General features: G+C 54.1%; 18 protein-coding genes. 11 read left to right on the forward strand and 7 right to left on the reverse strand.

Features of this window, described 5'->3' with window-relative positions; translation table 11 throughout:
- Positions 1–26: 26 nt before the first annotated feature.
- A complete protein-coding gene (locus tag ACYVHX_RS11865; RefSeq protein ID WP_460671856.1) occupies positions 27–938 on the forward strand; it encodes an NAD(P)/FAD-dependent oxidoreductase in 912 nt (303 codons plus the stop codon).
- 76 nt (positions 939–1,014) lie between these two features.
- On the opposite strand, the gene ACYVHX_RS11870 is transcribed toward ACYVHX_RS11865, so the two are convergent.
- Positions 1,015–2,985 (reverse strand): glycoside hydrolase family 127 protein, encoded by a 1,971-nt coding sequence (locus ACYVHX_RS11870; protein ID WP_460671857.1) that lies wholly within the window; start codon positions 2,983–2,985, stop codon positions 1,015–1,017.
- A 564-nt stretch (positions 2,986–3,549) separates the two neighbouring features.
- Between ACYVHX_RS11870 and ACYVHX_RS11875 the strand changes: the two genes are divergently transcribed.
- The 5 genes from ACYVHX_RS11875 (at position 3,550) to ACYVHX_RS11895 (ending at position 8,937) form a co-directional block, all read left to right on the forward strand.
- Entirely contained in the window at positions 3,550–4,461 is a 912-nt protein-coding gene (locus ACYVHX_RS11875) for a hypothetical protein (protein WP_460671858.1), read from the forward strand.
- 98 nt (positions 4,462–4,559) lie between these two features.
- Entirely contained in the window at positions 4,560–5,924 is a 1,365-nt protein-coding gene (locus ACYVHX_RS11880; protein WP_460671859.1) for a S8 family serine peptidase, read from the forward strand.
- A gap of 249 nt (positions 5,925–6,173) precedes the next feature.
- Positions 6,174–6,413 carry a hypothetical protein gene (locus ACYVHX_RS11885; protein WP_460671860.1) on the forward strand — a complete coding sequence of 80 codons (240 nt, stop codon included), beginning with the start codon at positions 6,174–6,176 and terminating at the stop codon, positions 6,411–6,413.
- A 202-nt stretch (positions 6,414–6,615) separates the two neighbouring features.
- The gene (locus tag ACYVHX_RS11890; RefSeq protein WP_460671861.1) at positions 6,616–7,353 is read left to right on the forward strand and encodes a glycoside hydrolase family 19 protein; all 738 of its coding nucleotides are present in this window, start codon (positions 6,616–6,618) and stop codon (positions 7,351–7,353) included.
- 75 nt (positions 7,354–7,428) lie between these two features.
- Positions 7,429–8,937: an ATP-binding cassette domain-containing protein gene (locus tag ACYVHX_RS11895; protein ID WP_460671862.1), complete on the forward strand. Its 1,509-nt coding sequence runs from the start codon at positions 7,429–7,431 to the stop codon at positions 8,935–8,937.
- 81 nt (positions 8,938–9,018) lie between these two features.
- Here the strand turns inward: ACYVHX_RS11895 and ACYVHX_RS11900 are convergent, their stop codons facing one another.
- Positions 9,019–10,110, reverse strand: coding sequence for a glycoside hydrolase family 130 protein (locus ACYVHX_RS11900; protein WP_460671863.1), 1,092 nt, complete (start codon positions 10,108–10,110; stop codon positions 9,019–9,021).
- A 167-nt stretch (positions 10,111–10,277) separates the two neighbouring features.
- Between ACYVHX_RS11900 and ACYVHX_RS11905 the strand changes: the two genes are divergently transcribed.
- On the forward strand, positions 10,278–11,027 hold the full coding sequence (locus tag ACYVHX_RS11905) for a head GIN domain-containing protein (protein ID WP_460671864.1): 750 nt from the start codon (positions 10,278–10,280) through the stop codon (positions 11,025–11,027).
- A 179-nt stretch (positions 11,028–11,206) separates the two neighbouring features.
- Entirely contained in the window at positions 11,207–12,829 is a 1,623-nt protein-coding gene (locus ACYVHX_RS11910; RefSeq protein WP_460671865.1) for an ABC-F family ATP-binding cassette domain-containing protein, read from the forward strand.
- Between the two features lie 139 nt (positions 12,830–12,968).
- On the opposite strand, the gene ACYVHX_RS11915 is transcribed toward ACYVHX_RS11910, so the two are convergent.
- Positions 12,969–15,413 carry an outer membrane beta-barrel protein gene (locus ACYVHX_RS11915; protein WP_460671866.1) on the reverse strand — a complete coding sequence of 815 codons (2,445 nt, stop codon included), beginning with the start codon at positions 15,411–15,413 and terminating at the stop codon, positions 12,969–12,971.
- A 247-nt stretch (positions 15,414–15,660) separates the two neighbouring features.
- Here ACYVHX_RS11915 and ACYVHX_RS11920 point away from each other — a divergent pair, with 247 nt between their 5' ends.
- Together ACYVHX_RS11920 and ACYVHX_RS11925 are read left to right on the forward strand one after the other, a co-directional pair.
- Positions 15,661–16,698 (forward strand): sensor histidine kinase, encoded by a 1,038-nt coding sequence (locus tag ACYVHX_RS11920; protein ID WP_460671867.1) that lies wholly within the window; start codon positions 15,661–15,663, stop codon positions 16,696–16,698.
- On the forward strand, positions 16,695–17,405 hold the full coding sequence (locus tag ACYVHX_RS11925; RefSeq protein ID WP_460671868.1) for a LytR/AlgR family response regulator transcription factor: 711 nt from the start codon (positions 16,695–16,697) through the stop codon (positions 17,403–17,405). Before ACYVHX_RS11920 ends, ACYVHX_RS11925 begins: the two co-directional genes overlap by 4 nt.
- Before the next feature lie 161 nt (positions 17,406–17,566).
- Here the strand turns inward: ACYVHX_RS11925 and ACYVHX_RS11930 are convergent, their stop codons facing one another.
- From ACYVHX_RS11930 to ACYVHX_RS11945, 4 genes are all read right to left on the reverse strand, one after another.
- Entirely contained in the window at positions 17,567–18,544 is a 978-nt protein-coding gene (locus tag ACYVHX_RS11930) for an NAD-dependent epimerase/dehydratase family protein (RefSeq protein WP_460671869.1), read from the reverse strand.
- The gene (locus ACYVHX_RS11935) at positions 18,541–19,335 is read right to left on the reverse strand and encodes an SDR family NAD(P)-dependent oxidoreductase (protein ID WP_460671870.1); all 795 of its coding nucleotides are present in this window, start codon (positions 19,333–19,335) and stop codon (positions 18,541–18,543) included. Before ACYVHX_RS11935 ends, ACYVHX_RS11930 begins: the two co-directional genes overlap by 4 nt.
- A 113-nt stretch (positions 19,336–19,448) precedes the next feature.
- Positions 19,449–20,273: a sterol desaturase family protein gene (locus ACYVHX_RS11940; RefSeq protein WP_460671871.1), complete on the reverse strand. Its 825-nt coding sequence runs from the start codon at positions 20,271–20,273 to the stop codon at positions 19,449–19,451.
- Positions 20,274–20,448: 175 nt separating this feature from the next.
- On the reverse strand, positions 20,449–21,231 hold the full coding sequence (locus tag ACYVHX_RS11945) for an SRPBCC family protein (protein WP_460671872.1): 783 nt from the start codon (positions 21,229–21,231) through the stop codon (positions 20,449–20,451).
- Positions 21,232–21,457: 226 nt separating this feature from the next.
- On the opposite strand from ACYVHX_RS11945, the gene ACYVHX_RS11950 reads away from it, so the two are divergent.
- Positions 21,458–21,574: a 30S ribosomal protein THX gene (locus ACYVHX_RS11950; protein WP_460671873.1), complete on the forward strand. Its 117-nt coding sequence runs from the start codon at positions 21,458–21,460 to the stop codon at positions 21,572–21,574.
- Positions 21,575–21,687: the final 113 nt, after the last annotated feature.

Here is a 21,687-nt window from a genome sequence, read left to right on the forward strand (position 1 = left end):
CGGCTGCCCGAAAACCGCATTTCAGTATGGAAACATTGCCAACACACTCCGACGTCATCATCATTGGTGGCAGTTATGCCGGCTTGAGTGCCGCCCTGATTTTGGGCCGGTCGCTGCGCACAGTTCTGGTGCTCGATAACGGTCGGCCCGCCAACCGCCAGACACCCCACTCCCACAGCTTTCTGACCCGCGACGGCGAGACGCCCGCCCAACTTTCCGCCATCGCCCGCCAGCAGGCCCTGGCTTACCCGACCGTCCGGTTTCGGGAAGCGACGGTCACCACCGCCAACCGCACCGATTCCGGTTTTGTGGTGAGCACCGCGACCGGCGAAACGTTCACGGCCAACCGCCTGTTGCTGGCCACGGGTTTAAAAGACGTGCTGCCCGACCTACCCGGTTTTGCCGAATGCTGGGGCATTTCGGTGTTGCACTGTCCGTTTTGCCACGGGTACGAGGTGAAAGATAAAACCGTCGGGGTGCTCGGCAACGGCGATGCGGGCTTCGAGATGGCCAAAAAGATTCAGCACTGGAATCCGGGCCTGAGTCTGTTCACCAACGGCCCTTCGACCCTAACGCGGGAACAGACTACCAAACTCCGCCAGCACGGTATTCAACTTGTCGAAATGCCGATTATGGCCCTGCAACACCAGAACGGTCAATTACGGGCGCTCACCCTGGCCGACCAAACCGCCTTTCCGATCGATGCCCTTTACGCCCACCCGACCCTGGAACAGGCTTCCGATCTGGCCCAGCAGCTGGGTTGTCAGCTGGACGAAAAAGGCTTCGTAACGATCAATGAAATGGGGCAAACTTCGGTAGCCGGCGTGTTTGCGGCTGGTGATACGCACACCATGATGCGGCAGCTTCTGGTTGCGGCCCATAGCGGCCTGAAAGCCGCCTTTGGCATCAACATGGTGCTGTTTGAAGAAGCGTTTTAGATTCGTCAGTTTGGTCATAAACCAGCAAACCAGCTCAGATTGAGCTGGTTTGCTGGTTTTTGGGGAGCTATAGACCTCAATCCACCAGCTTCACCTGTTTCGCCTTCGTCGGCAGCCAGACCTGCATCGGGCTTTTGCCCCGGTTGGCCCAGACGTAATACGGAACCGCCGTAATTTTTTTCGTTTCGGTCACTACGCTCATCCCATCCGCCGATGGCCCCACCACCGACACATCAGCCTGAACCGCCACCACGGGCTCGGAAAGCACCTGATAGGGCTGGGTGGTAAACGTCGTTTGATCGGGTACCAGCAGGTTCCAGGCCTGACCGTTGTTGTCGGCGCCCTCTACGCAGTAAACCAGCGGCCCGCGCTGAATCGCAACCCGGTCGTTGGCGGCCACCAGTTCTTTCTTTGCCGCCACCCGCTTGACTTCCATCGGCAAATTCAACTCGATGACATCCCCTTTCTGCCAGGTCCGGTTCACCACCACGTAGCCGTTTTCTTCCCGGTATTCGACCGGTTTTCCGTTCAAGGTAACGGTAAAGGCGGTTTTGCTGTCTTCCGTAAACCGGTACAGATCGCCGGGCACCGGCACGTTGCTTACCCAGCCCGGAATCCGCAAATGCAGGGCATACGGCGTCTTTTTGGCCGGATTGACGGTCAGACGAATGCGGCCTTCCCAGGGATAATTGGTTTCCAATTGAACCGGCACCTCAGTATTGCCGATTTTCAGTTTCGTGTTGCTGCCGATGTACAGGTTCACCCAGATGCCGGAGTCGTTTTTGCCGTAAATGTAATCACCGAGCGAAGCTACCAGCCGGGCAATGTTCGACGGGCAGCAGGCCGTTCCAAACCATTCGCTGCGGGCCGTGTTGCCATTGGAAGCCAGCGGATTCCCGTAGAAAAACCGGTCGCCGGACAGACTCAGGCCATCCAGCGCCCCGTTGTACAGGCTACGTTCGAGCACATCGACGTACTTGGCTTCGCCGGTGAGCAGGTTCATCCGCTGATTCCAGAACACCATCCCAACCGACGCGCAGGTTTCGCAGTACGCCGTTTCGTTGGGTAAATCGTAGTCGATTGAAAATCCTTCATTCTGGCCTGACGAACCAATGCCACCCGTGATGTACATATTCCGGTAAACCACGTCTTCCCAGACGGTTTTCATGGCGTTCATGTAACCGGCATCCTGCGTGGTGGCGGCCACGTCGGCGGCTCCGGTGTAGAGGTACATGGCCCGGACGGCGTGGCCCGTAATCTCCTTCTGGGCTTTCACCGGCTGGCCGTCCTGGCAGTAATCCGGGTTTTTCCAGTCGTCCCAGATTTTGCCTTTACCAAAACCGCGTCCGCGCTGGTCCAGAAACCAGTCAGCCAGTTTCAGGTACCGGTCATTTTTGGTCAGGTGATACAATTTCATCAACGCCAGCTCGATTTCCTGGTGGCCGCTGACCCAGGGGCGGTTGGGTTGCCGGAACGTCGCGTCGATGTGGTCGGCAAACCGGATGGCCACATCCAGCAGTTTGCGTTTGCCGGTGGTGTTGAAATAAGCCACGGCGGCTTCGATCAGGTGACCGGCGCAGTAGTCTTCGTGCTTCTCCATATCGGTCCAGCGTTTGTCCAGACCCACGAGCGAATAATACGTATTTAAATAACCATCAGGCAGTTGCGCACCCGCGATCTTGTCGATCCACTCGTCGGCTTTTTTTTCAAGCTCGGCATCCGGGCGGTTTTTCAGCGAATAGGCAATCGCTTCGAGGGCCTTGTAGACGTCGCTGTCGTCGTAGTAAATTCCTTCGTGTTTTTCGTGCTTTCCGCGCTGCACTTTCTCGAAATTCCGGATGCGGCCGGTTTTTTCTTCGGTTTGCCGGATGCAGGCCTGCAGGGTTGCGGTGGCCACTTTATCGAGCTTGGGTCGCCAGAAATGATCGGTGATATCGACCTGGGAAAAACCGACGGGCTCAAACCGTTTAATAGGTACCTGAGCTTTGATTAACGGACAGATTGCACTGCCAAGAACCGCAACGAAAAGGAAAAACCGGCTGGTCATCGGGCTACGAAAAAGAGATTGTGAATACGGGTCAAATTCTGATCAAAAATAAAGTTTGTTCCACAGAATTGAACAAAAACCCGAAAAGTTTATCCGCCAGAACCGGCAAGATTGCCATCAAATTTTATATCCTAATTGGGACTAAAACCGCAAAAACGCCGATATGATACTATAGTAAAATGTTGATTAATACCTATTTACCGCAAAATAATGGACCCTACTCCAGCACTTTTTTTTTGCTTTGTTTTACTGCGGCTTAGCCAGGCTTATGCTTCCACACGCACTAACGACGAATTGTGTATGACCGAACCCCAGTTTTCAATCGCCCACTAAACGGCTGGTCACCAACCGGTTTTTTACCAGACGTTGCCACCGACCGTTTCGGCCTTCTTTTCCAGCGCAGGCCTGGCCCTTGTCCTCCCTGACAGCTGCGATTTTTTCCGCACAAAGTTCTGACCGAGCCTACGCCCCGGAGATACCCGCTATTTCTTCCACCTGTTTCCCCGCCATCCGAAATGGCACCCCTTTCCCGTTAATCAAACCTTTCAAAAACCAATCAAGCACATGGAACCGAGATTTAAAGCATCCGACACCGTTTTAAAAGAATTAGTCAATTCCCGTCGTCAGGAAATTATGCGCTTGCAAAAGGCGGAAGCGGAACAGATTGCCAAAGCCGACCAGCTGGGCCAGTCCCGCATGATAGAATACAAAAAGACCTTGCCGCAGGATATTGTGTCGTTCCTGGACAAACAGGAAAAAGTGCACAAAGACGCTCAAAAGTCCACGGAAACGTATGTTTCGCAACTTTCCAACACCTTTTCCACGGCCGAACTGGAGGAATCGCCCGAATTCAGCCTGTCGGACAATCCGGGTTTTGCCGAAGGTCACCTGATATCGTCCGTTGGTACGCAGGCGCTGGGTTTGTATAAACCGTATTACGCCACGCTGCACAGCTCTAACGGCACCATTTCCTGGCAGGGCTATAATCCGGGCAATTTCGATCTCTGGGATTCGGCCAGCGGGGGCGGTTCGGGCCTGTTTGGCTCAGGCGCGGCTTCGTTCACGGTCTACCTCGACTGGTGGTTTACGTTCCGGGCGCCCGAAAACCGGAATTATTCGCACACGATCCAGGTGCCCTTCAACGGATTTTACATCATCCGGGCCGACGACGGGTTCTGGGATTCCAAGGAAGCCAACGCCCGCATCAGCCTTTCGGCCGTGGGGTATCAGTACAATTACAAAGCAACCGCCAGCACCAACGTGTTTTCGATGGGCAACGACAACATCAACGTGAACGACCGCTTTGACGGCTGGCGGACCATGTATTACTCCACCCTGCTGGGTGCCGACCAGGCCTACCTCCGGGTGACGGCTTCGTTTTACGTCTATGCGCGCGGAGGTGGTTCACACGCCCAGCTCAATTTCAGCACCGGCAATGCCAACTACATCGGGGTCCCGTACGTCTACATTGTCTGACGGCCCCCTTCGACTTTTCGGGCAGAATCGCTTCGTAATCAGGCGGTTATGCCCCCATTTCCCTCACAAACATTATCCCCTTCTAAACTCCAGAAATCATGGCAAAGAAAAATTCGAATGGTTCTTCCAACGGCGCATCGCCCAACCGGGCGTCTTCTTCCGTGGATGAACTCCTGCTCGCGGCCCTCGAACGCAATGACAACAGTTTTGAAACCGGCCGGTATTTGGTAACCTTTAAGGATGGCGTGGGTGACGAAGGCCTGCAATCACTGGGAGCGCAGGGAATGCGGGTGGCCGACGCCCGCGATTTCAGCGATCAGGCAACCATTCTGGAAGAAATCGGTGATGCCGATGCCGTCGTTTTTCCGGAAATCGGGGTGGCGCTCCTGGGTGGCGAACCCGCGCAGGAACGGGGCCTGAATACCTTCTCGGAACTTGCCGCCGACAGCCCGGTCGAGTCGATTGACCCCGAATATTTTGTTTTTGCCGACAATGCCTACACGGAATTTTCTCAGGGGCTCCTCGGCCAAACACCCACTGCCGAGCCACCATCGAGCGAATTTCTGCGCGGTTTTCTGCAAGCTACCGAGATCATTGCCCGGGAAATGAACGGCAACGGGCATTCCCAGGCCGAGATTGAGGAAGAAGTCATGGTTTTGGGAGCTACCTGGGGGCTGGTGGCCTGCAAAGTGCCGCCCAGCGTTCGCAGCGGAGTGGGCATCCGGGTCGCCGTACTGGACACGGGCATGGACCTGGGCCACCCGGATTTTGCCGGACGAGCCATTGTCAGCGCGACCTTCGTGGGTCAGCCCGTTCAGGACCTGCACAGCCACGGCACCCACTGCATCGGCACGGCCTGCGGTCCGAAAGCCCCAGCCGGTGTCATTCCGCGCTACGGCATCGGCCACCGTTCGTCCATCTACGTAGGCAAGGTTCTGTCCAACGCGGGCGGCAGCGTGGGCGGCAGTGTGCTGGCGGGCATGAACTGGGCCATTGCCAACCGCTGCGCCGTGATTTCAATGTCGCTCGGCGGGCAGGGGGGCGTTCAACCGTCGTATACCGCAGCCGGACGAGCCGCCCTGAACAACGGTTGTCTGATCATTGCCGCGGCTGGCAACAACTTTGGCGCCCCGACGGGGTATCCGGCCAATTCGCCCACCATCTTTTCGGTAGCGTCGCTGGACCAGAATCTGAAACCGTCGAACTTTTCCAACAAGGGGAAGATCGAGATTGCGGCTCCGGGCCGGGATGTTTTCTCGTCAGTTCCCCGGCCCACCCGCTACGGCAGCAAAAGCGGCACCAGCATGGCGACTCCGCACGTTGCGGGCTGTGCCGCCCTGTGGGCCGAAACCTCGCCGAACCTGCGGGGCATTAGTCTCTGGCGAAAACTTCAGGCGACGGCCAAACACCTGCCCCTGCCGGCAACCCAGGTCGGAGCCGGACTGGTTCAGGCCCCGTCCTGAACCGCCGGATTTGCCAGGCGGCAGAAGTTGAATGATAGAGGATGAACAATGCGTGGAAAAGTGCTGGATGGAGACACTACCTTTTCCTGCCAGCATTCATCCTTTATTATTCAGAATTCCTTTTTTACATTCCTGACCGCTAACCGGTTTCCTACCATGCGGACTGAGCAAAAAACCGGGTTGATTTGTTTCCTTATTTTGCTCTTATTTTCGGGCGACAGGCCCTCACGAACTAACATTCTCAAACCGATGGCTGACAACAAACGCTGGGTGGTGACTTTATCGAATAAAAGACCGCTGAAGGACGTCACGCAGGAAATGGCCCAAACCGGCTTTCAGGTCGATCAGGTTCTGGACGCCATTGGGTGCGTCACGGGAGCGGCCAGCGACGAAGTGGCGAATAAACTGCGGGCCGTTTCCGGGGTGGAAGATGTGTCGCCGGAAGCGGGCATCGACATTGGCCCGCCCGACGCCAACCCCACCTGGTAAAGGCGGTTTCTGCCTTTTCACCCCTCACTGCGCTACCGAGTGAGGGGTTCTTTTTTGGCATTTCCTCGAGCCAATTGAACTCTCGTAACTACCTGATCTGCCGCCCTCAGCGACTTCCGACCGTTTGCTAAAATCATCCGTTTTTCCAGACTCATTCTCACTACCTTTTGGGCATGAACGCTTACCCCTAATCACGGCAACCATGCTATCCTTTAACCGAAAAAAATTCTTTGACACCTACCGCAATCGCTTCGGTAAACTGACCCAGTCGCTGGTGGACGCGCTGGATTTTCTGATCGACCAGATCGAGCAGGACGAGCGGTTCAGCGATTCCGAAAAAGACCGCCGGCAACTGGCCTATTGTCTGGCGACGTTTAAATGGGAAACCGCCCACACGATGGAACCCATCGACGAATTTGGCAGCACGGATCGTTTTAACCGGCTTTACGGACCGGAAACCAAGGTCGGCAGGGTGCTGGGCAACACCCAGGCTGGCGACGGGGCGCGTTTCAAAGGTCGGGGCTATGTGCAGTTAACCGGCCGGAACAATTACAAACGGGCCGGGGCGCTGCTGGGCGTCGATCTGATCAGTAACCCGGACCTGGCCAAAAAACCGGAACTGGCGTACCGGATTGCCGTGCAGGGCATGAAGGAAGGCTGGTTTACGGGCAAGCGGCTCGATCAGTTCATCAAGGACCAGGTTCCGCCCGAATACGAAAAGGCGCGGTCGATCATCAACGGAACGGACAAAGCCCAGACCATTGCCGATATGGCCCGCCGGTTCGACGAGGTGCTGCTGTCGGCCGTGCCCTCGCCGGTTGCGTCGATGAGCCGGGGTGTGCGCGGAGCAGCCCCCCGAAAAACCGCCACGGTTCGCAAAAAAACCGCCCCCAAACGCCGGAAGAAAAAGGCGGTTTCGTCCGATACGACCGACGCCTAAAAGATAATTCCGGGGCAGAAACGGCATCTTTCCGACGGTCTTGTTAAGTTTGAAGCCTAAAAACCGGTCCGAGAAATGCCTGCTATCCCCCTGCTTTCCTTACAAAATGCCGCCATTCGCCGACCCACCGGCCTTGTCCTTCAACACCTTGACTGGTCGCTGAAAACCGGGGAACACTGGGCCATTCTGGGCCTGACCGGATCGGGCAAAAGTTCGTTTCTGGATGCGTTGGGTGGCCGGTTACCGGTTTTGGAGGGGCAGTATTCGCATCCGGTCGGGCCGCTGCGGGAGGTAGTCGAACAGGTGGCCAACGATTACCAGTTTGACCGGCAGGTGGCCTCAGCCGCCCAGTTTTACCAGCAGCGGTTCAATGCCGACACCGCCGAGGAAGCCCCGACGGTTTGGGAGGTTTTGCAACACCGGGTCAAGCCAATCGGAACGGTGAACGACCAGTCCATTTCGCTGCCCCCTCCGGCTTTTCCGGAAGAATGGCTGGCCGAAGTAGCGGAGTGGGTCCACATTACGCACCTGCTCGACCGACGGCTCACCTCCCTGTCAAACGGCGAAACCCGCCGGACCCTGCTGGCTCGTTCGTTGCTGCGAAAACCGAAAGTGCTGCTGCTCGACAATCCGTTTGGCGGCCTGGACACGGCCAGCCGGGAGCGACTGCACGGCATTCTGAACCGGATTGCCGCCGAAGGAACCACGCTGGTGCTGGCCACCACGCCCCGCGAAATCCCCGACGCCATCAGCCATGTCGTGGAACTGGCGAACGGCCAGATAAGCTGGCAGGGACCGAAAAAGGAGCGCCCGGCCCAGCCGGAAGCGGCCCCGGAAACCCTAACCGATCCGACCCTGCTGCCGCGCTGGCTGACTACCGCGGCCAAACCGTTTGATTTTGCCGTCCGGATGCGGAATGTCACGGTCCGTTACGGAAGCAAGACGGTTTTGGAAGGCATTAACTGGGAGGTTCGGCGGGGTGAGAAATGGGCGGTTTTAGGACCGAACGGTTCGGGTAAATCGACTTTGCTGAGCCTGATCACGGCGGACAATCCGCAGGCTTACCGCAATGACTATGAGCTATTTGACCGAAAACGCGGCACGGGCGAGAGCATCTGGGACATCAAGCACAACATCGGGTTTGTTTCGCCGGAACTGCACCTTTATTTCCCCCGCGAACAACCGGTTTTTAAAGTGGTGGCGTCGGGCCTGTTCGACACGGCCGGTTTGTTTCGAAAACTAAATCCGGAACAAACGGAGCAGGTTGAGTTTATGCTGGATCTACTCCGACTTCAGCCCCTGCGCGACAAACGGCTGTCGCAACTCTCGACGGGCGAACAACGCTGGGTGTTGCTGGCCCGGGCGCTGGCAAAAAATCCACCCCTGCTCGTGCTGGACGAGCCCTGTCAGAACCTCGATCCGGCCCACATTACCCGGTTTCGGGATCTGGTCGATGAACTGTGCCAATCCTCCGACCGCACGTTGCTGTACGTTTCGCACTACGCCGAGGAAATTCCGCAATGCGTCACGCAGGTGCTGCGGCTGGATGCGGGGAAAGGAACGGTTGACGTATTGAAGCAATGATCCGTGTAAACTGGTGAACGCTGAATGTAAAGTTGGGCGCTGCGGAGCAATCACTTTATTTTACACGTAGCGTTTACCATTTCATTTCATCTCCGCGGTGGCCACTGCGATCTTGGAATCGGCGGTTCCGTAATACAAGAACCACCGGCCTTTGAACGGAACCATGCCTTCAATAAAACAGACGTTATTAACCTGACCGACAATCTCATACGGTTGATCCGGTTTCATAAAATACGTCTCCGAGCGGTCGAGGAGCTTGGTGGGCTCCTTGGCGTCAAACAGCAATTGCCCGGCGGCATAGGTACCATCCGGCAAATCTTTATCCCCCAGCTGGGCGTTGTTCATGCCGTTGTACAGCAGCACAATTCCGTTCGGCGTGAGCAGGGCGGGCGGACCCGGTTCCAGCAGCCGGTAATCGTGTTTATCCCGGCGCCGTTCAGCCACAGCATACAGCTTGCCGTTGGCCGTCTCGACGGGCGTCCAGTGAATCAGGTCCGGCGACGACGCGCAGTACAATTGCGGCTGATCCCCCCAATACATCCAGTATTTCCCTTTAATTGGCTGCGCCACCAGCCGGTTTCCAACCTGCTTGCACACAATGGAACCGGATTTCGACCATTCATTGCGGTATTTCAGGTCGTCAAACGCCAACCCCTGCTTTTTCCAGTTGATCAGGTTGCGGGAGGTTGCCACACAAAGCCGCGCTTTGTCACCATCGTAGGCCGTATAGGTCATCACATACACCCGGTTGGGGCTTTCCACGATGCGCGGATCTTCGCAGCCGCCCTCCCACTCGTAACCTTTCATGGCGTCGTTGTCGGGGTAGAAAACCGGTTTGGGCCGGCGTTTGAAATGCAGCCCGTCGGAACTGACCGCCAGCCCCAGACGCGACGTGCCGGCGTGTTTGCCCACCGTGTCTTCGGCGCGGTAAATCAGGTGAACTTTCCCTTTCCGCACCACCACCGCCGGATTGAACACGTCTTTTTCTTCCCAACGCACGGTTTCGCCCCGCACCGGACAGGCAAAAAGGCTGGTTTTTTGGGCATCCAAAACCGGGTTAGCCGCGTTTTGCTTGGCAAACTCGCCAATCATCCACGGTTTGTAGGGAGACTGGGCAAATGTGCTGAACGAAAAAAAGAAAGCAATCAGGTGAAAAAAAAGGCGATTTGACATCGGCTGGAAATGGTGTGCTAGGTTTTGATTCGATTTCGACGTTCCGGAATTCTTTTTGGAACCACTATAATACGGTTCAGACCCTAAAAATCCCCGTTGGGACACGAAATACTTGAGAGACCGCCCGGTTTCGGCCAGTTTTGTACCGCAATAAACAACATGAACTCATGAAACACGTATTTTTATTTTCAGCACTGATCGCGGTTTTTGTCACGGTTCTGTCCGGATGCAACCGGGAAGACGTCGGTCCCCTTCAGGAGGGCGAAAAGGCATTTCTCATCACGGGCTTCGACCGGCTCGAAATGGGCAGCGGTTTTACGGTCAGCGTTCAGGCCGGTCCGGCTTTTAAAATTATGGCCAAAGGCGACCAGCGAAACCTGGACGATCTGAAAGTCGAGGTCCGCAACGGCACGCTGGCGGCCGAATATAAAGGGAATGGCAACCGGAAATATGCCACCGAATTTACGATTACAATGCCCACCCTGCGGGGCGTTACGTTTTCGGGTGGGGTTCATTCTACCGTAAGCGGTTTTGCGGACCTGGCCAGTCTGGACGTTGAACTTTCGGGTGGATCGCAGGGCGAGTACGAGGTGCTGGCATCACGCACCAAGGTGATCGTATCCGGCGGCTCGAAGCTCCAGCTTACGGAATCAAAAATTACCACGGGCGGGAATGATTCGCTTACCGGACGCATTGACCAGCTGACCGTCGATGCCTCCGGGGCCGCCAACGTTTACGCCTTCGGATATCCCGCCAGCGACGTCAACGTGAAGGCTTCGGGCGCCAGCCACGCCGAGATCACGGCCAACCAGTCGCTGAACGCCGAAGCCAGCGGAGCCAGCAAAATCCGGTACAAAGGCAATCCGACCCAGGTCAACCGCAACGAATCGGGGGGCAGCAAAGTGGAGCGCGACTAAGCCCGCGTTCCGGTTCTTGCCACGCCAGTCTTTTGAGGCAACGAAAGAATCCCTGAGCCAGTCCGCTGCTCCTCAGGGGTTCTTTCGGTAGTGCCGTTCAGATTCCTTTCGTTGAAAATGGCAATAAAGGCCAGATTTCCGTACCTTTGCAGCTTCATTTCAATCAGGACAACCAGCGAATGATCTCAGTTCAGAACGTCTCACTCCGCTACGGCAAGCGGGTTTTGTTCGACGACGTCAATATAAAATTTACGGCAGGCAACTGCTACGGTGTCATCGGGGCCAACGGGGCCGGAAAATCAACGTTTTTGAAAATCCTCTCGGGCGAGATCGAACCGCAAACCGGCTCGGTCATCATCACGCCGGGCGAGCGGCTTTCGGTGTTGAACCAGAACCAGTTTGCCTACGACGCCTACCCGGTTTTGCAAACGGTGATCATGGGCAACCAGCGCCTGTACGACATCATGCAGGAAAAAGACGCCCTCTACGCCAAAACCGACTTTACGGACGCCGATGGCGAGCGCGCGGCCAACCTCGAAGCCGAATTTGCCGAGATGAACGGCTGGGATGCCGAGTCGGATGCGGCTTCGTTGCTGAGCGGTCTGGGCATCCAGGAAGACCTGCATTACAGCCAGATGGCCGACCTGAACGGATCGGAAAAAGTGCGGGTACTGTTGGCGCAGGCCTTGTTCGGCAACCCGGATATTCTGCTGCTCGACGAACCGACCAACAACCTCGATGTGGAATCGAGCCTGTGGCTGGAGAACTTCCTGGCCAATTTCAAAAACACGGTGATCGTGGTTTCCCACGACCGGCACTTCCTCGATCAGGTCTGTACGCAGATCGTTGACATTGATTTCTCCAAAGTTCGGCTGTTCACCGGTAACTATTCTTTCTGGTACGAATCAAGCCAACTGGCCCTGAAACAACGCCAGGATCAGAACAAACGGACGGAAGACAAACGCAAAGAACTCGAGGAATTTATCCGGCGGTTTTCGGCCAACGCATCCAAGTCGAAACAGGCCACCAGCCGCGCCAAATTACTCGAAAAACTGACCCTCGACGACATTGCGCCTTCCTCCCGGAAATATCCGTACATCAATTTCAAATCGGAACGCGAACCGGGCGACCAGATTCTGACCGTCGAAAACCTGACGTATACCGCCGAAGACGGCTCGCGGTTGTTTACGAACCTGTCGTTTTCGATGCGCAAGGGCGACAAAATTTTCTTTTTCAGCCGCGATGGTCTGGCCGTTACCGCCCTGTTCGATATTTTGTCCGGTGAACGCAAAGCCGATTCGGGCGAGTTTAAATGGGGCGTTACCATTACGCCATCTTACTTTCCGAACGACACGGGGCGCGACAAGTTTTTCCAGAATGACCTGAACCTGGTGGACTGGCTGCGGCAGTTCTCGGCCGAAAAAGACGAAAGTTTTATCCGCGGTTTTCTGGGCCGGATGTTGTTTTCGGGCGAAGAGTCCCTGAAAAAATCAACGGTGTTGTCCGGGGGCGAAAAAGTGCGGTGTATGCTGTCCAAAGTCATGCTGTCGGGGGCCAATCTGTTGACACTCGATGAACCGACCAACCACCTCGACCTCGAATCGATCACGGCGCTCAACAACGGCCTGATCGACTTCAAAGGCCCGGTTTTGTTTACGTCGCATGACCACCAGTTTGGCGAAACCATTGCCAACCGCATCATCGAAATTGCCCCTTACAGCCACCTCGACAAACTGATGACCTACGATGAGTACCTGACCGACGACCGCGTCAAAGAGCAGCGGGAAGCACTGTATCAGTAACGGTTTTCGGTATACGGTTTTCAGTGGCTGACGCATTTTTCCTCAGGTGTCAGCTCCTGTACCGACGGCTCAGCGTAAACCGAGACGTCGGCCCGGCCAAAACCGTATACCGAAAACTGAAAACCGTATACCGTAAACTTCAGTCCACCCGCCCCTTTTCCGCATCGGCCGCATTGTCGGTGTGCCGGCGTTTCCGGGCGAACGTTTCTTTTCCAAAGCGGTAGGTTAAGGCCAGGCCAATCCGGCGGGTGTCGGACTCGCCAGTGTGGTAAGCCTCGGCCTGTTTCAGGCTAACGGTTCGGTCGTTTTGCCGCCACGAATGAAACCCATCCTCGACGATCAGACGCACGCTTCCCTTGTCTTTCCACAGCTTTTTCTGGACCGCTCCGCCAACCCGATACCGCGGATTCGTGATGGTCTGCCCCGCCAAATCTTTCGTGGCAAAAAAGCCAATCAATTCTCCGCTCCACCCTTTTTGAAAGCTGAACTGGTTCATTGCATTCAGCCGGGCGTGAAAAATACCGGGACGTAACGTTTCGGAAAAAGCAGTTCCCTGAAGGGCCATTTTTGCCCCCATCACATTGACAGTTAACCGCCACCATTTCGTCGGCGAGAGTGAAAGATTTGTCGCCAAGGACAGGATATAGCCTTTGGTCACATTGCGGGGTCGGGAAACAAACAAATTATCAATGGCTTCGGTGAGCTGAAAAATAACATCGGTAAACCGGTTGTACTGCAACGTAATGCCAAGGGCGTTTTTGTGCTGGTATTTCAGCTCATATTGAAAGTGATACTGCGGGTTGAGCTGGGGATTACCGGTGGTGTAGGAATAGGGATCCACAAAAAATAAAAACGGATTAAGCCGCTGGTAATTTGCGCGATTGATCCGTCTGGCCAGGCTGATAATCAGCGCATTATTGCCGACGGTATCCAGCTTGTAACGGACAAAAACCGTCGGAAAAACCTGCGTGTACTCCTTCTCAAACGAACTACCCGCCACTTCCGCATTGCCCAACTGCCGACCGTTTGCCACCGTATTTTCTGCACGAAGACCGGCCTGAACACCCCAGCGTTTCCACTCTTTTCGGGAGTTTACATAGGCTGCATGGATCGTTTCGCGGTAGATAAAATGGTTGGACCTGCCGTAGTCGGGCACCAATAATTCATCGATCAGGCCATAATATTTCGAATCGGTATCGGTAGTTACCAGACTGGTTTTAAAGCCGGTTTCGAGCACCATTTTATTTTTTAACGGATGAATGTAGTCGGCCTTCGCCGTGTAAATCGCAATATCGGAAGGCAGCTTATACAAAAAATCGCTGCGGTTGCGGATCGTTCCATCGGGCCGATACAGAATGTTGGTTAAGCGCTGATTTCCGTCGGACCAATAACCCGCGTAATTGAAATCCGCCGTCAGTTCCCGGCCCGACTTATTAAACCGGTGCTGAACATTAAAATTGGCGCTCGCATTTCTCCAGGTGAAATCCCCCTTCGTGAAGCCGTTCCCCACCGAATCCAATTCCGAACCCAATCGAAAATTGCGACTGATGGAGTGGAGCCGTTCCTGCCGGGGCCGGTTTTGTAAACTGACGATAAAACCGTACGTGGTCCGGGCCGAAACCGTGTGATCCATGCCCAACCTGCCCATCCATCCCCCGCTGCTGTAACGGCCGTCATTTTGTAACTGAATCACCGACTGAACGGCCGCGTTATCTTCGTAGAACGTTCGGTTGTAGAAATCATCCGAATAATTCCCGTCTTTGTTGTACCCCAAACTACCGAACAAATTCAGTTTCCGTCGGTTAAAATTCACGTTGATCACCTCGTTGGTTCGCAACGTTCGGCCCTGGCTGTAACTGGCACTGAGGTCCCCGGTCAGGCCCAGTGTCCGGTTTCGCTTCAATCGGATGTTGATGATGGCGGTTCCGGCGGCATCGTATCTGGCGGGCGGATTGGTCATCAACTCCAGCTTATCGAGCGATCCGCCGGGCAAAGACCGCAGGTAAGCCGCCAGATCCGGCCCCGACAAGTACGTCTGCCGGCCGTCGATCAGCACCAGCACCCCGGCTTTGCCGTTCAGGCTGATTTCCCCGTCGGTACCCACCGTCACGCCGGGCGTTTTCTCCAGCACTTCGAGCGTGTTGCTGCCGGCACTGCTAATCAGGGCATCCACGTTGACAACGGTTTTGTCGATTTCCTGCTCCAGCAGCGGGCGTTTTGCCACTACCTTCACTTCCTGAAGCATCGTTTTGGAAGGACTCAGCAGAATGGCCGGCAGTTCAAGAATCGGGTGCTGGTCATCAATGGTCAGCGGGCCGCTCTGGAAGTCGTTGCTGCCGACGCTCGTAATCCGAAGGAAATAGATCGCATTGGTGAGACCGGCCAATTCAAATTTCCCGTTTAGCTGAGCAGTCGTTCCCCGCACCAGGGTCGAGTCAACCGCGTGGTACAAGGCCACCGTGGCCCCCGGCAGCACCGCATTTTGCCCGTCTTTCACTTGACCGCGGATTAATTTATCTGGCGGCTGCGCCCAGCTTACCGGCCCGAAATGCAGGAGAAAAAAGAAGAATACATTAATTTTCATGTTTTTAAGGGGGAATCCGACCCGGTTTGTCCGGACAAAGGTGATCCGGTCACCGGCTGCGCTCAAATCAGGCGGATGTACCGGGCCGAAATGCTGATAGAAACCGGGATGGCGGGGTCAAACCCGCTTAAACTTCATTTCGGGCTTTCTGTCCTGAATTTGCCGGTATTCGTCCGTTCTGTCGTCTCAATTGGCGGAAACTGACCAGCTTTGTGAGAATACTGAATCGTTCGCGGAGCACTTAAGCATGAAAAAAACACAGACAACGTCCGATTCGGATTTGACCGGACTGCAAAAACACTTTCTCATTGTCCTGCTCACCGGACTGCCGGTTTATCTAGCGTCTAATTTTTACACAAAAATTTTCGTGGAAAAAGATGATGAAGAAGCCGCCTTGCTAGCATTAATTATCTTTTTTGGTGGTATTTATAGTGGGCGGTATTTATCACAGCTCTGGACTTCAAAACGCATCCCGGCCTGGCATTTTATCCTTCTTTCACTGGTCGGTTTAAGTTTTACGACCTGGCTGTTTGTGCACGCTGAATTTCCGTTGAATGGGCGTTTATTTCTCAATCTTCTCCTATTTTATATACCGCTTTTTATTTTTTGTATGGTGGCCGGAATTCTGATTAAATTAAGTCAGGTGGCGGTAAAAAATCAGTTGCAGGAAGCCAAGGCCATGGCTGCCCAAAGCCAGAGTGAACTCTATTTGTTGCAATCGCAGCTGAGCCCGCATTTTTTGTTTAATACGCTGAATAATTTATACGGACTGTCACTAACGCAGCCGGATAAAATCCCGACGCTGTTGCTCAAATTGTCGGATTTACTGCGCTATTCGGTTTACGATACGAAAGAATTATTTGTTCCTTTACAGGACGAACTGGCGTACCTAAACAACTACATTGACTTTGAAAAAATCCGGATCGGTGAGCGGTTAAACTTGGTAACAACCCTGGAAGAAACCGCGCATTCGAACATCGCCATTGCGCCCATGTTGTTGATTGTGTTTATCGAAAATGCGTTCAAACACGCCAAAAACTCGGCTGATCAAACCATCTCAATTGACATTTCGCTGAAAACCTGGGGCAATTCGCTCCTGTTTTCGGTTAAAAATACGAAGGCTGAGAATCGCGGGGATAATCGTCCAGAGCCGGGAAAAAACCGGGGACTGGGCCTGGCGAATGTGCGGAAAAGGCTGGACTTATTGTACCCCAAGGCCCATGAACTGGTATTAGACAGCCAGGACGGTTTTTTTACGGTTATGCTCCAACTCAAAGTAAAATGACAACCTTTCAGTGCCTGATTGTCGATGACGAGCCCATTGCCCGCGACATTATCCAAACCTATTGCAGCCATTTTCCCTATCTGCGGGTGGTGGCATCCTGCGGTAATGCCCTGGAGGCAAAGGCGGTTTTTCAGCAACACGCCATTGACATTCTATTTCTGGATATTAACATGCCGGTTCTGAGCGGCATTTCTTTTTTAAAAACTCTGCAACAAAAACCGCAGGTTATTTTTACAACGGCGTATAAAGAATTTGCGCTGGAGGCTTTTGATTTGGCCGCTTGCGATTATTTACTGAAACCGTTTTCGCTGGAACGCTTCATGGTCGCCATTGATAAAGCGGTGACCCAGCTTCAGGCGACCAGGGCGGTTTCCGCTGATCGTACCGACACCCAGACAGAAGCGTATCTTTTTATAAAAACCGACGGAAAAATTTATAAAATTTTTCACAGCGACCTCCTGTATGCCGAAGCAAATGGCAATTATACCAAGATCGTTACGACCCAGCAAACCGTCTTTCCGGGCATGACGTTTTCCGGTTTTGAAGAACTGCTTCCCAAATCTCTTTTTCTCCGAATCCACCGTTCCTTTATCATCAACAAATCCAGAATAACGCACATCGAAGGAAACCGGGTTTTTATCGACAAAACCGAATTACCGATTGGCAGCAATTACCGGGACGGTTTTATGAAAGCGATTGGTTTGTAGCGATAGCATAGTCCTGATTGGAATTTATCAGAAAGTATACATGTAAAATGTCGAATGTAAAATGTAGAAATTTTTCAATCCCGAACGATCTAATTTTATAGCAGGCAGAAATAAACCCATTCGGAAAGCGCCTTGAAAGAAAATTCAATATGTTTGGCCTGTTACTCCTTAAACCAGTCCATTGCGTCATCAATGGCCTTGCTGACGGGCGAAACCGGCATGTTTAATTCCCGTTGGGCTTTGGTGCCGGAATAATAATTTTCCTGGGTCAGCAAGGTGGCGTTGATTCGGTTGAGGGGCAAGCCCTTTTGCAGCAACCACTCACCGGCTGAACCCAGGCGCCCCGCCAGTTGAATCAGGGAGGGTGGTATTGAATGCAGTTGTTTTCGCTGGCCGGTTAACTGCGCCAGCAGCGGAAAAAACCGGTCATAGGGCAGATTCTCCCCGGCCAGCAGGTAGCTTTCGCCCGCCCGGCCCAGCCTTAGGGCGTTGACCGTCGCCCGGGCCGCATCCCGAACATCAATGAAACTTTTCCCGCCCGCACCCGGGTAAAACACCAGGCGGTTTTTCATTACGTACTGAATGACCGCGCCGGAACTCGGTTTAAAATCGTTGGGACCCAGCATAAACGTCGGGTTGACAATCACGGCATTAACGCCATTTTGAACGGCGGAGGCAACTCGCTGCTGCGCTTCGTACTTGCTGGCGATGTAGCCCGACGCCATCAGGTTAAACGCATAGGGACTTTCTTCAGTGGCCGGATTGTCCAGGCTGCCCGGCCGGAAAACCGACGCGGTGCTGACGTACACCAAACGCGAAACGTCCCATTTTCGGGCAGCGGCCAGAAGGTGTTCCGTGCTGGCAATGTTGGCATCGTAATAGGCCGCCAGATGCGTTGGATACGGATCGGTTCGGGCGGCTGCGTGAATTAAGGCCTGACAACCTTTTACGGCTTTTTCCACCTCTGCCGGATTCGTGATGGCGGCTTTCACCCATTCGATGTCCCGAAACCACGGCAAGCGTTGCAGGTCCGCTGGCAGCGACCGATAAACCGCCCTGACTTCATACCCCTGCCGCAGCAACTCCCCGGAAATATGGGTTCCCAATAAGCCGGTTGCGCCGGTTAACAACACTTTCATAGGGCCGGACTGAGTTCTTTGCGAAGCATCGATACCATCAACGGTTTGCGCCACGACCACGGAATCCAGCGGGTCATCCAGTACCCCACCTTATTGGTCCAGCCCGGAATGATTACCGACTGTCCCTGTTCTACCCGCCGGAGCGCGATTTGAGCAATCACCTCCAGGGGCACCGTCGCCATCCGGCCCAAACGACCGTGTTTGCGCAGTCGGGCCTGGTTTTCCGGCGAGTGGGGCATGGGGCCGGGATGTACCACGCTGACATTCACCCCCAGCGCGCTGAGTTCCGCCCGCAGTCCGAGCGAAAACGAGTAAATGAACGCCTTGGAAGCCGGATAGACGGTTTTGTAGGGAATGGGCGAAAAAGCCGCCATGCTCGACACGTTCAGGATGTACGACTGCGGAAACTGCAGCAGAAACGGCAGCATCAGGCGCGTCAGCAAGGAAGTGCCGACGATGTTTAGTTGAAGGATGCGCTCAATTTTTTCGGTGTCGGCCTGCTCAAAAGCCTGCGAACCACCGATTCCCGCATTGTTGATCAGGTAAAAAATGCTGAACTGCGAAACCGTCAGCCAGGCCACCAGCTTTTCGAGGTTGGGGCGGGAACATAGGTCGGTTTCGTAAAATTCGACACTGACATTGCAGGTCATCTGAATTTGCCGGGCCAGTTCCGGCAGGTTTTCATGGGGAAGCGCCACCAGAATCAGGTTATGGCCCTGCCGCGCCAGTTCGAGCGCCAGGGCTTTTCCTAAACCGGCGCTGGCTCCGGTAATCAATACGTACTTTTTCATGCTGGGAGGATGCTAATGGGTCCGGTCTGCCGCTTCAGGATAAAGATGTAAAAGCCGGACAATCGGTTGCAAATGGTGAGAATGGAGATCAGGCATTTAAAAAGAAAAACCGCTCAGGGAGGCCCAAACAAAACGTGCCAGGCTTCCCGGGCGGATCTGGCCCGCCGTAAGTCCCGGCCAATATCCACCCAGACGTGAAAGTTCAGATAAACCGGGTTGAACGATTCAACGGGTTTGGTCAGGCCGTAAACCGGTTTTTCGTCCTCTTCCTGAAACGTCCCGAACAGGCGGTCCCAGATGATGAGTGAGGAACCAAAATTTTTATCGATGTACCGGTCGTTGCTGCCGTGATGGACCCGGTGGTGCGAGGGCGTAACGAAAAGAAACTCGAACCAGCGCGGCAATTTGCCAATCATCTCCGTGTGAATCCAGAACTGGTACAGAAGATTAATCTGGTAACAGGTCAACAGGACAATCAGATCGATGCCCGACAGCCAGGCCGGAATGAAAAAAATAATCTTTAGGTGCTGGGTCCACGAATTGCGGAAGGCCGTCGAGAAATTAAGGTGCTCGGACGAGTGGTGCGTAACGTGCGTGGCCCACCAGACCCGCTGTTTGTGGGCAATGAAGTGCGCAAAATAATTGCAGAAATCGATCAGCGCGTAGGCCAGAATCCAGGTCCACCAGTGGCTCGCGAACCGCCAGGGGGTGAGTTGGGATAAAAACAATGCCATTCCAAAAACGCTGGTTTTCAGAATGGCATTGATGAGCAGGCTGCCGGCTCCGATGCCCACTGACGACCAGAAATCCCGGCTTTGATACCGGTGTTCCTCGTCGTGGCGGGTCAGCCAGAATTCAAGAAGCACAGAGCCGACGATGACCGGAGCGGCATAGGCCGTCAGGGGGAGCAGATCGTGCTCCAGTTGCTGCAAGTCCATCAGGTAGTTTGTTTACTGTTCGCCCTAATGACCGCCAGCAACGGCGTTCCCCCTATTCTCTGCCCGCTATTTTTTTTAAATGAACAATGAAAAATAACTAATCAACAAGAACTTATATTGATAATCAGACTGTTAACCAAGACTTCAAACTGTTCATTTCTTTTTGTTTATTTCCTTAAATCTGGGCTGCGCCCGAAGTCAGCTCGGTTTGTGCCGACGAAATTTCGTCCTGCTCCATAATCTCCTTGAACCGGCGCAGATCTTTTTCAATCAGTTGAGCAAACGTCGGATTGAACAGCTTCATGACCGCACTTCCCAAATGGCCAACGGGTGGGCGGTAATGGATCGTTGCCTGAATTTCGGTTCCGAAGCCGTCCGCCGAGTCCGTAAACCGCACCTCACCCGCATTGTCGATGCTGGCGCCTTCCACCGATTTCCAGACCAGCCGCTCGTTGGCGGTTTCGTGAATAATCTGGGCGTCCCATTCCACCGAGCCGACGGCTTCAGCCACCTTGCCCTCGCCCAACTGAGCCACCCAGTGCGAGTGCGTCGAATCCAACTGCTTTACTTCTTTCAGGTGGGACATAAACCGGGGCAGGTTTTCCAGTTGCCGCCAGAATTTATAGACTTCGTTACGGGGTTTATAAATCGTCTGGCTCACGGAGATTTCGATGGGCGACGGTACAATATCCTGCCCTTCGGCGGTATTTCGGCCCAGGGTTTCACTGACCGGACAATGTCCGGACATGCCCCGGTACGCCAGGTAACCACCGATGGCGGCCAGTAAAATGCCACCCACCGACGCTCTTTTGAGTCCATACGTCAGTAATAATCCGCCCCCAACGGTGGACCACACGCGCTCTTCCTCGCCCACATTAATCAGACTCGACCCGCTGATTTCCGGCTCAAACTGTCCCCCTGCGGAATTGCCCGAAACCGATGTTTTCGTAGTTGCCATACCTTTCTTGATCGTTTAATTTTTTATGGCTAACCTTTTAGACCGGCATATGTTTCGAAATCCGACTGACACGCGGACTGAAAAGCCCGGAAGGTGGCGACGTTTGACCGGGTTAATCGGGAGTGGCCCCGGTTTTGATTATTCCGATTAAATGATTAATTATGATTTCTTGTTGACGATTACGAGTATCATGGTCTGTTGAATCTGTAAAACTAAATTTCTGAACATGGGAAAAGGAGATGTCAAAACCAAACGCGGTAAGATCTGGCGCGGTTCGCACGGTGTAAAACGCCCCAAGCTAAAGGATGAACGAGGAAAAGTGGATAAAGTGGTCAAGGAATAACGGCCCATCTCGCTGATAAAAAATCCCCGCTCCGGAGCGGGGATTTTTTAGGTCCCATCAAGTATTGTCAGATTGATCGAGTGGTACAGCTTTTGCGGGAAACTCTTCGCAAT

It is taken from the genome of Larkinella ripae, from assembly GCF_054780775.1.

Coding starts and splice junctions, on each gene's coding strand:
- ACYVHX_RS11870 (WP_460671857.1), bottom strand. CDS start 2,985: ATGACCAGCCGGTTTTTCCTTTTCGTTGCGGTTCTTGGCAGTGCAATC.
- ACYVHX_RS11885 (WP_460671860.1), top strand. CDS start 6,174: ATGGCTGACAACAAACGCTGGGTGGTGACTTTATCGAATAAAAGACCG.
- ACYVHX_RS11920 (WP_460671867.1), top strand. CDS start 15,661: ATGAAAAAAACACAGACAACGTCCGATTCGGATTTGACCGGACTGCAA.
- ACYVHX_RS11915 (WP_460671866.1), bottom strand. CDS start 15,413: ATGAAAATTAATGTATTCTTCTTTTTTCTCCTGCATTTCGGGCCGGTA.
- ACYVHX_RS11880 (WP_460671859.1), top strand. CDS start 4,560: ATGGCAAAGAAAAATTCGAATGGTTCTTCCAACGGCGCATCGCCCAAC.
- ACYVHX_RS11935 (WP_460671870.1), bottom strand. CDS start 19,335: ATGAAAAAGTACGTATTGATTACCGGAGCCAGCGCCGGTTTAGGAAAA.
- ACYVHX_RS11875 (WP_460671858.1), top strand. CDS start 3,550: ATGGAACCGAGATTTAAAGCATCCGACACCGTTTTAAAAGAATTAGTC.
- ACYVHX_RS11940 (WP_460671871.1), bottom strand. CDS start 20,273: ATGGACTTGCAGCAACTGGAGCACGATCTGCTCCCCCTGACGGCCTAT.
- ACYVHX_RS11910 (WP_460671865.1), top strand. CDS start 11,207: ATGATCTCAGTTCAGAACGTCTCACTCCGCTACGGCAAGCGGGTTTTG.
- ACYVHX_RS11905 (WP_460671864.1), top strand. CDS start 10,278: ATGAAACACGTATTTTTATTTTCAGCACTGATCGCGGTTTTTGTCACG.
- ACYVHX_RS11865 (WP_460671856.1), top strand. CDS start 27: ATGGAAACATTGCCAACACACTCCGACGTCATCATCATTGGTGGCAGT.
- ACYVHX_RS11895 (WP_460671862.1), top strand. CDS start 7,429: ATGCCTGCTATCCCCCTGCTTTCCTTACAAAATGCCGCCATTCGCCGA.
- ACYVHX_RS11890 (WP_460671861.1), top strand. CDS start 6,616: ATGCTATCCTTTAACCGAAAAAAATTCTTTGACACCTACCGCAATCGC.
- ACYVHX_RS11900 (WP_460671863.1), bottom strand. CDS start 10,110: ATGTCAAATCGCCTTTTTTTTCACCTGATTGCTTTCTTTTTTTCGTTC.
- ACYVHX_RS11930 (WP_460671869.1), bottom strand. CDS start 18,544: ATGAAAGTGTTGTTAACCGGCGCAACCGGCTTATTGGGAACCCATATT.
- ACYVHX_RS11945 (WP_460671872.1), bottom strand. CDS start 21,231: ATGGCAACTACGAAAACATCGGTTTCGGGCAATTCCGCAGGGGGACAG.
- ACYVHX_RS11950 (WP_460671873.1), top strand. CDS start 21,458: ATGGGAAAAGGAGATGTCAAAACCAAACGCGGTAAGATCTGGCGCGGT.
- ACYVHX_RS11925 (WP_460671868.1), top strand. CDS start 16,695: ATGACAACCTTTCAGTGCCTGATTGTCGATGACGAGCCCATTGCCCGC.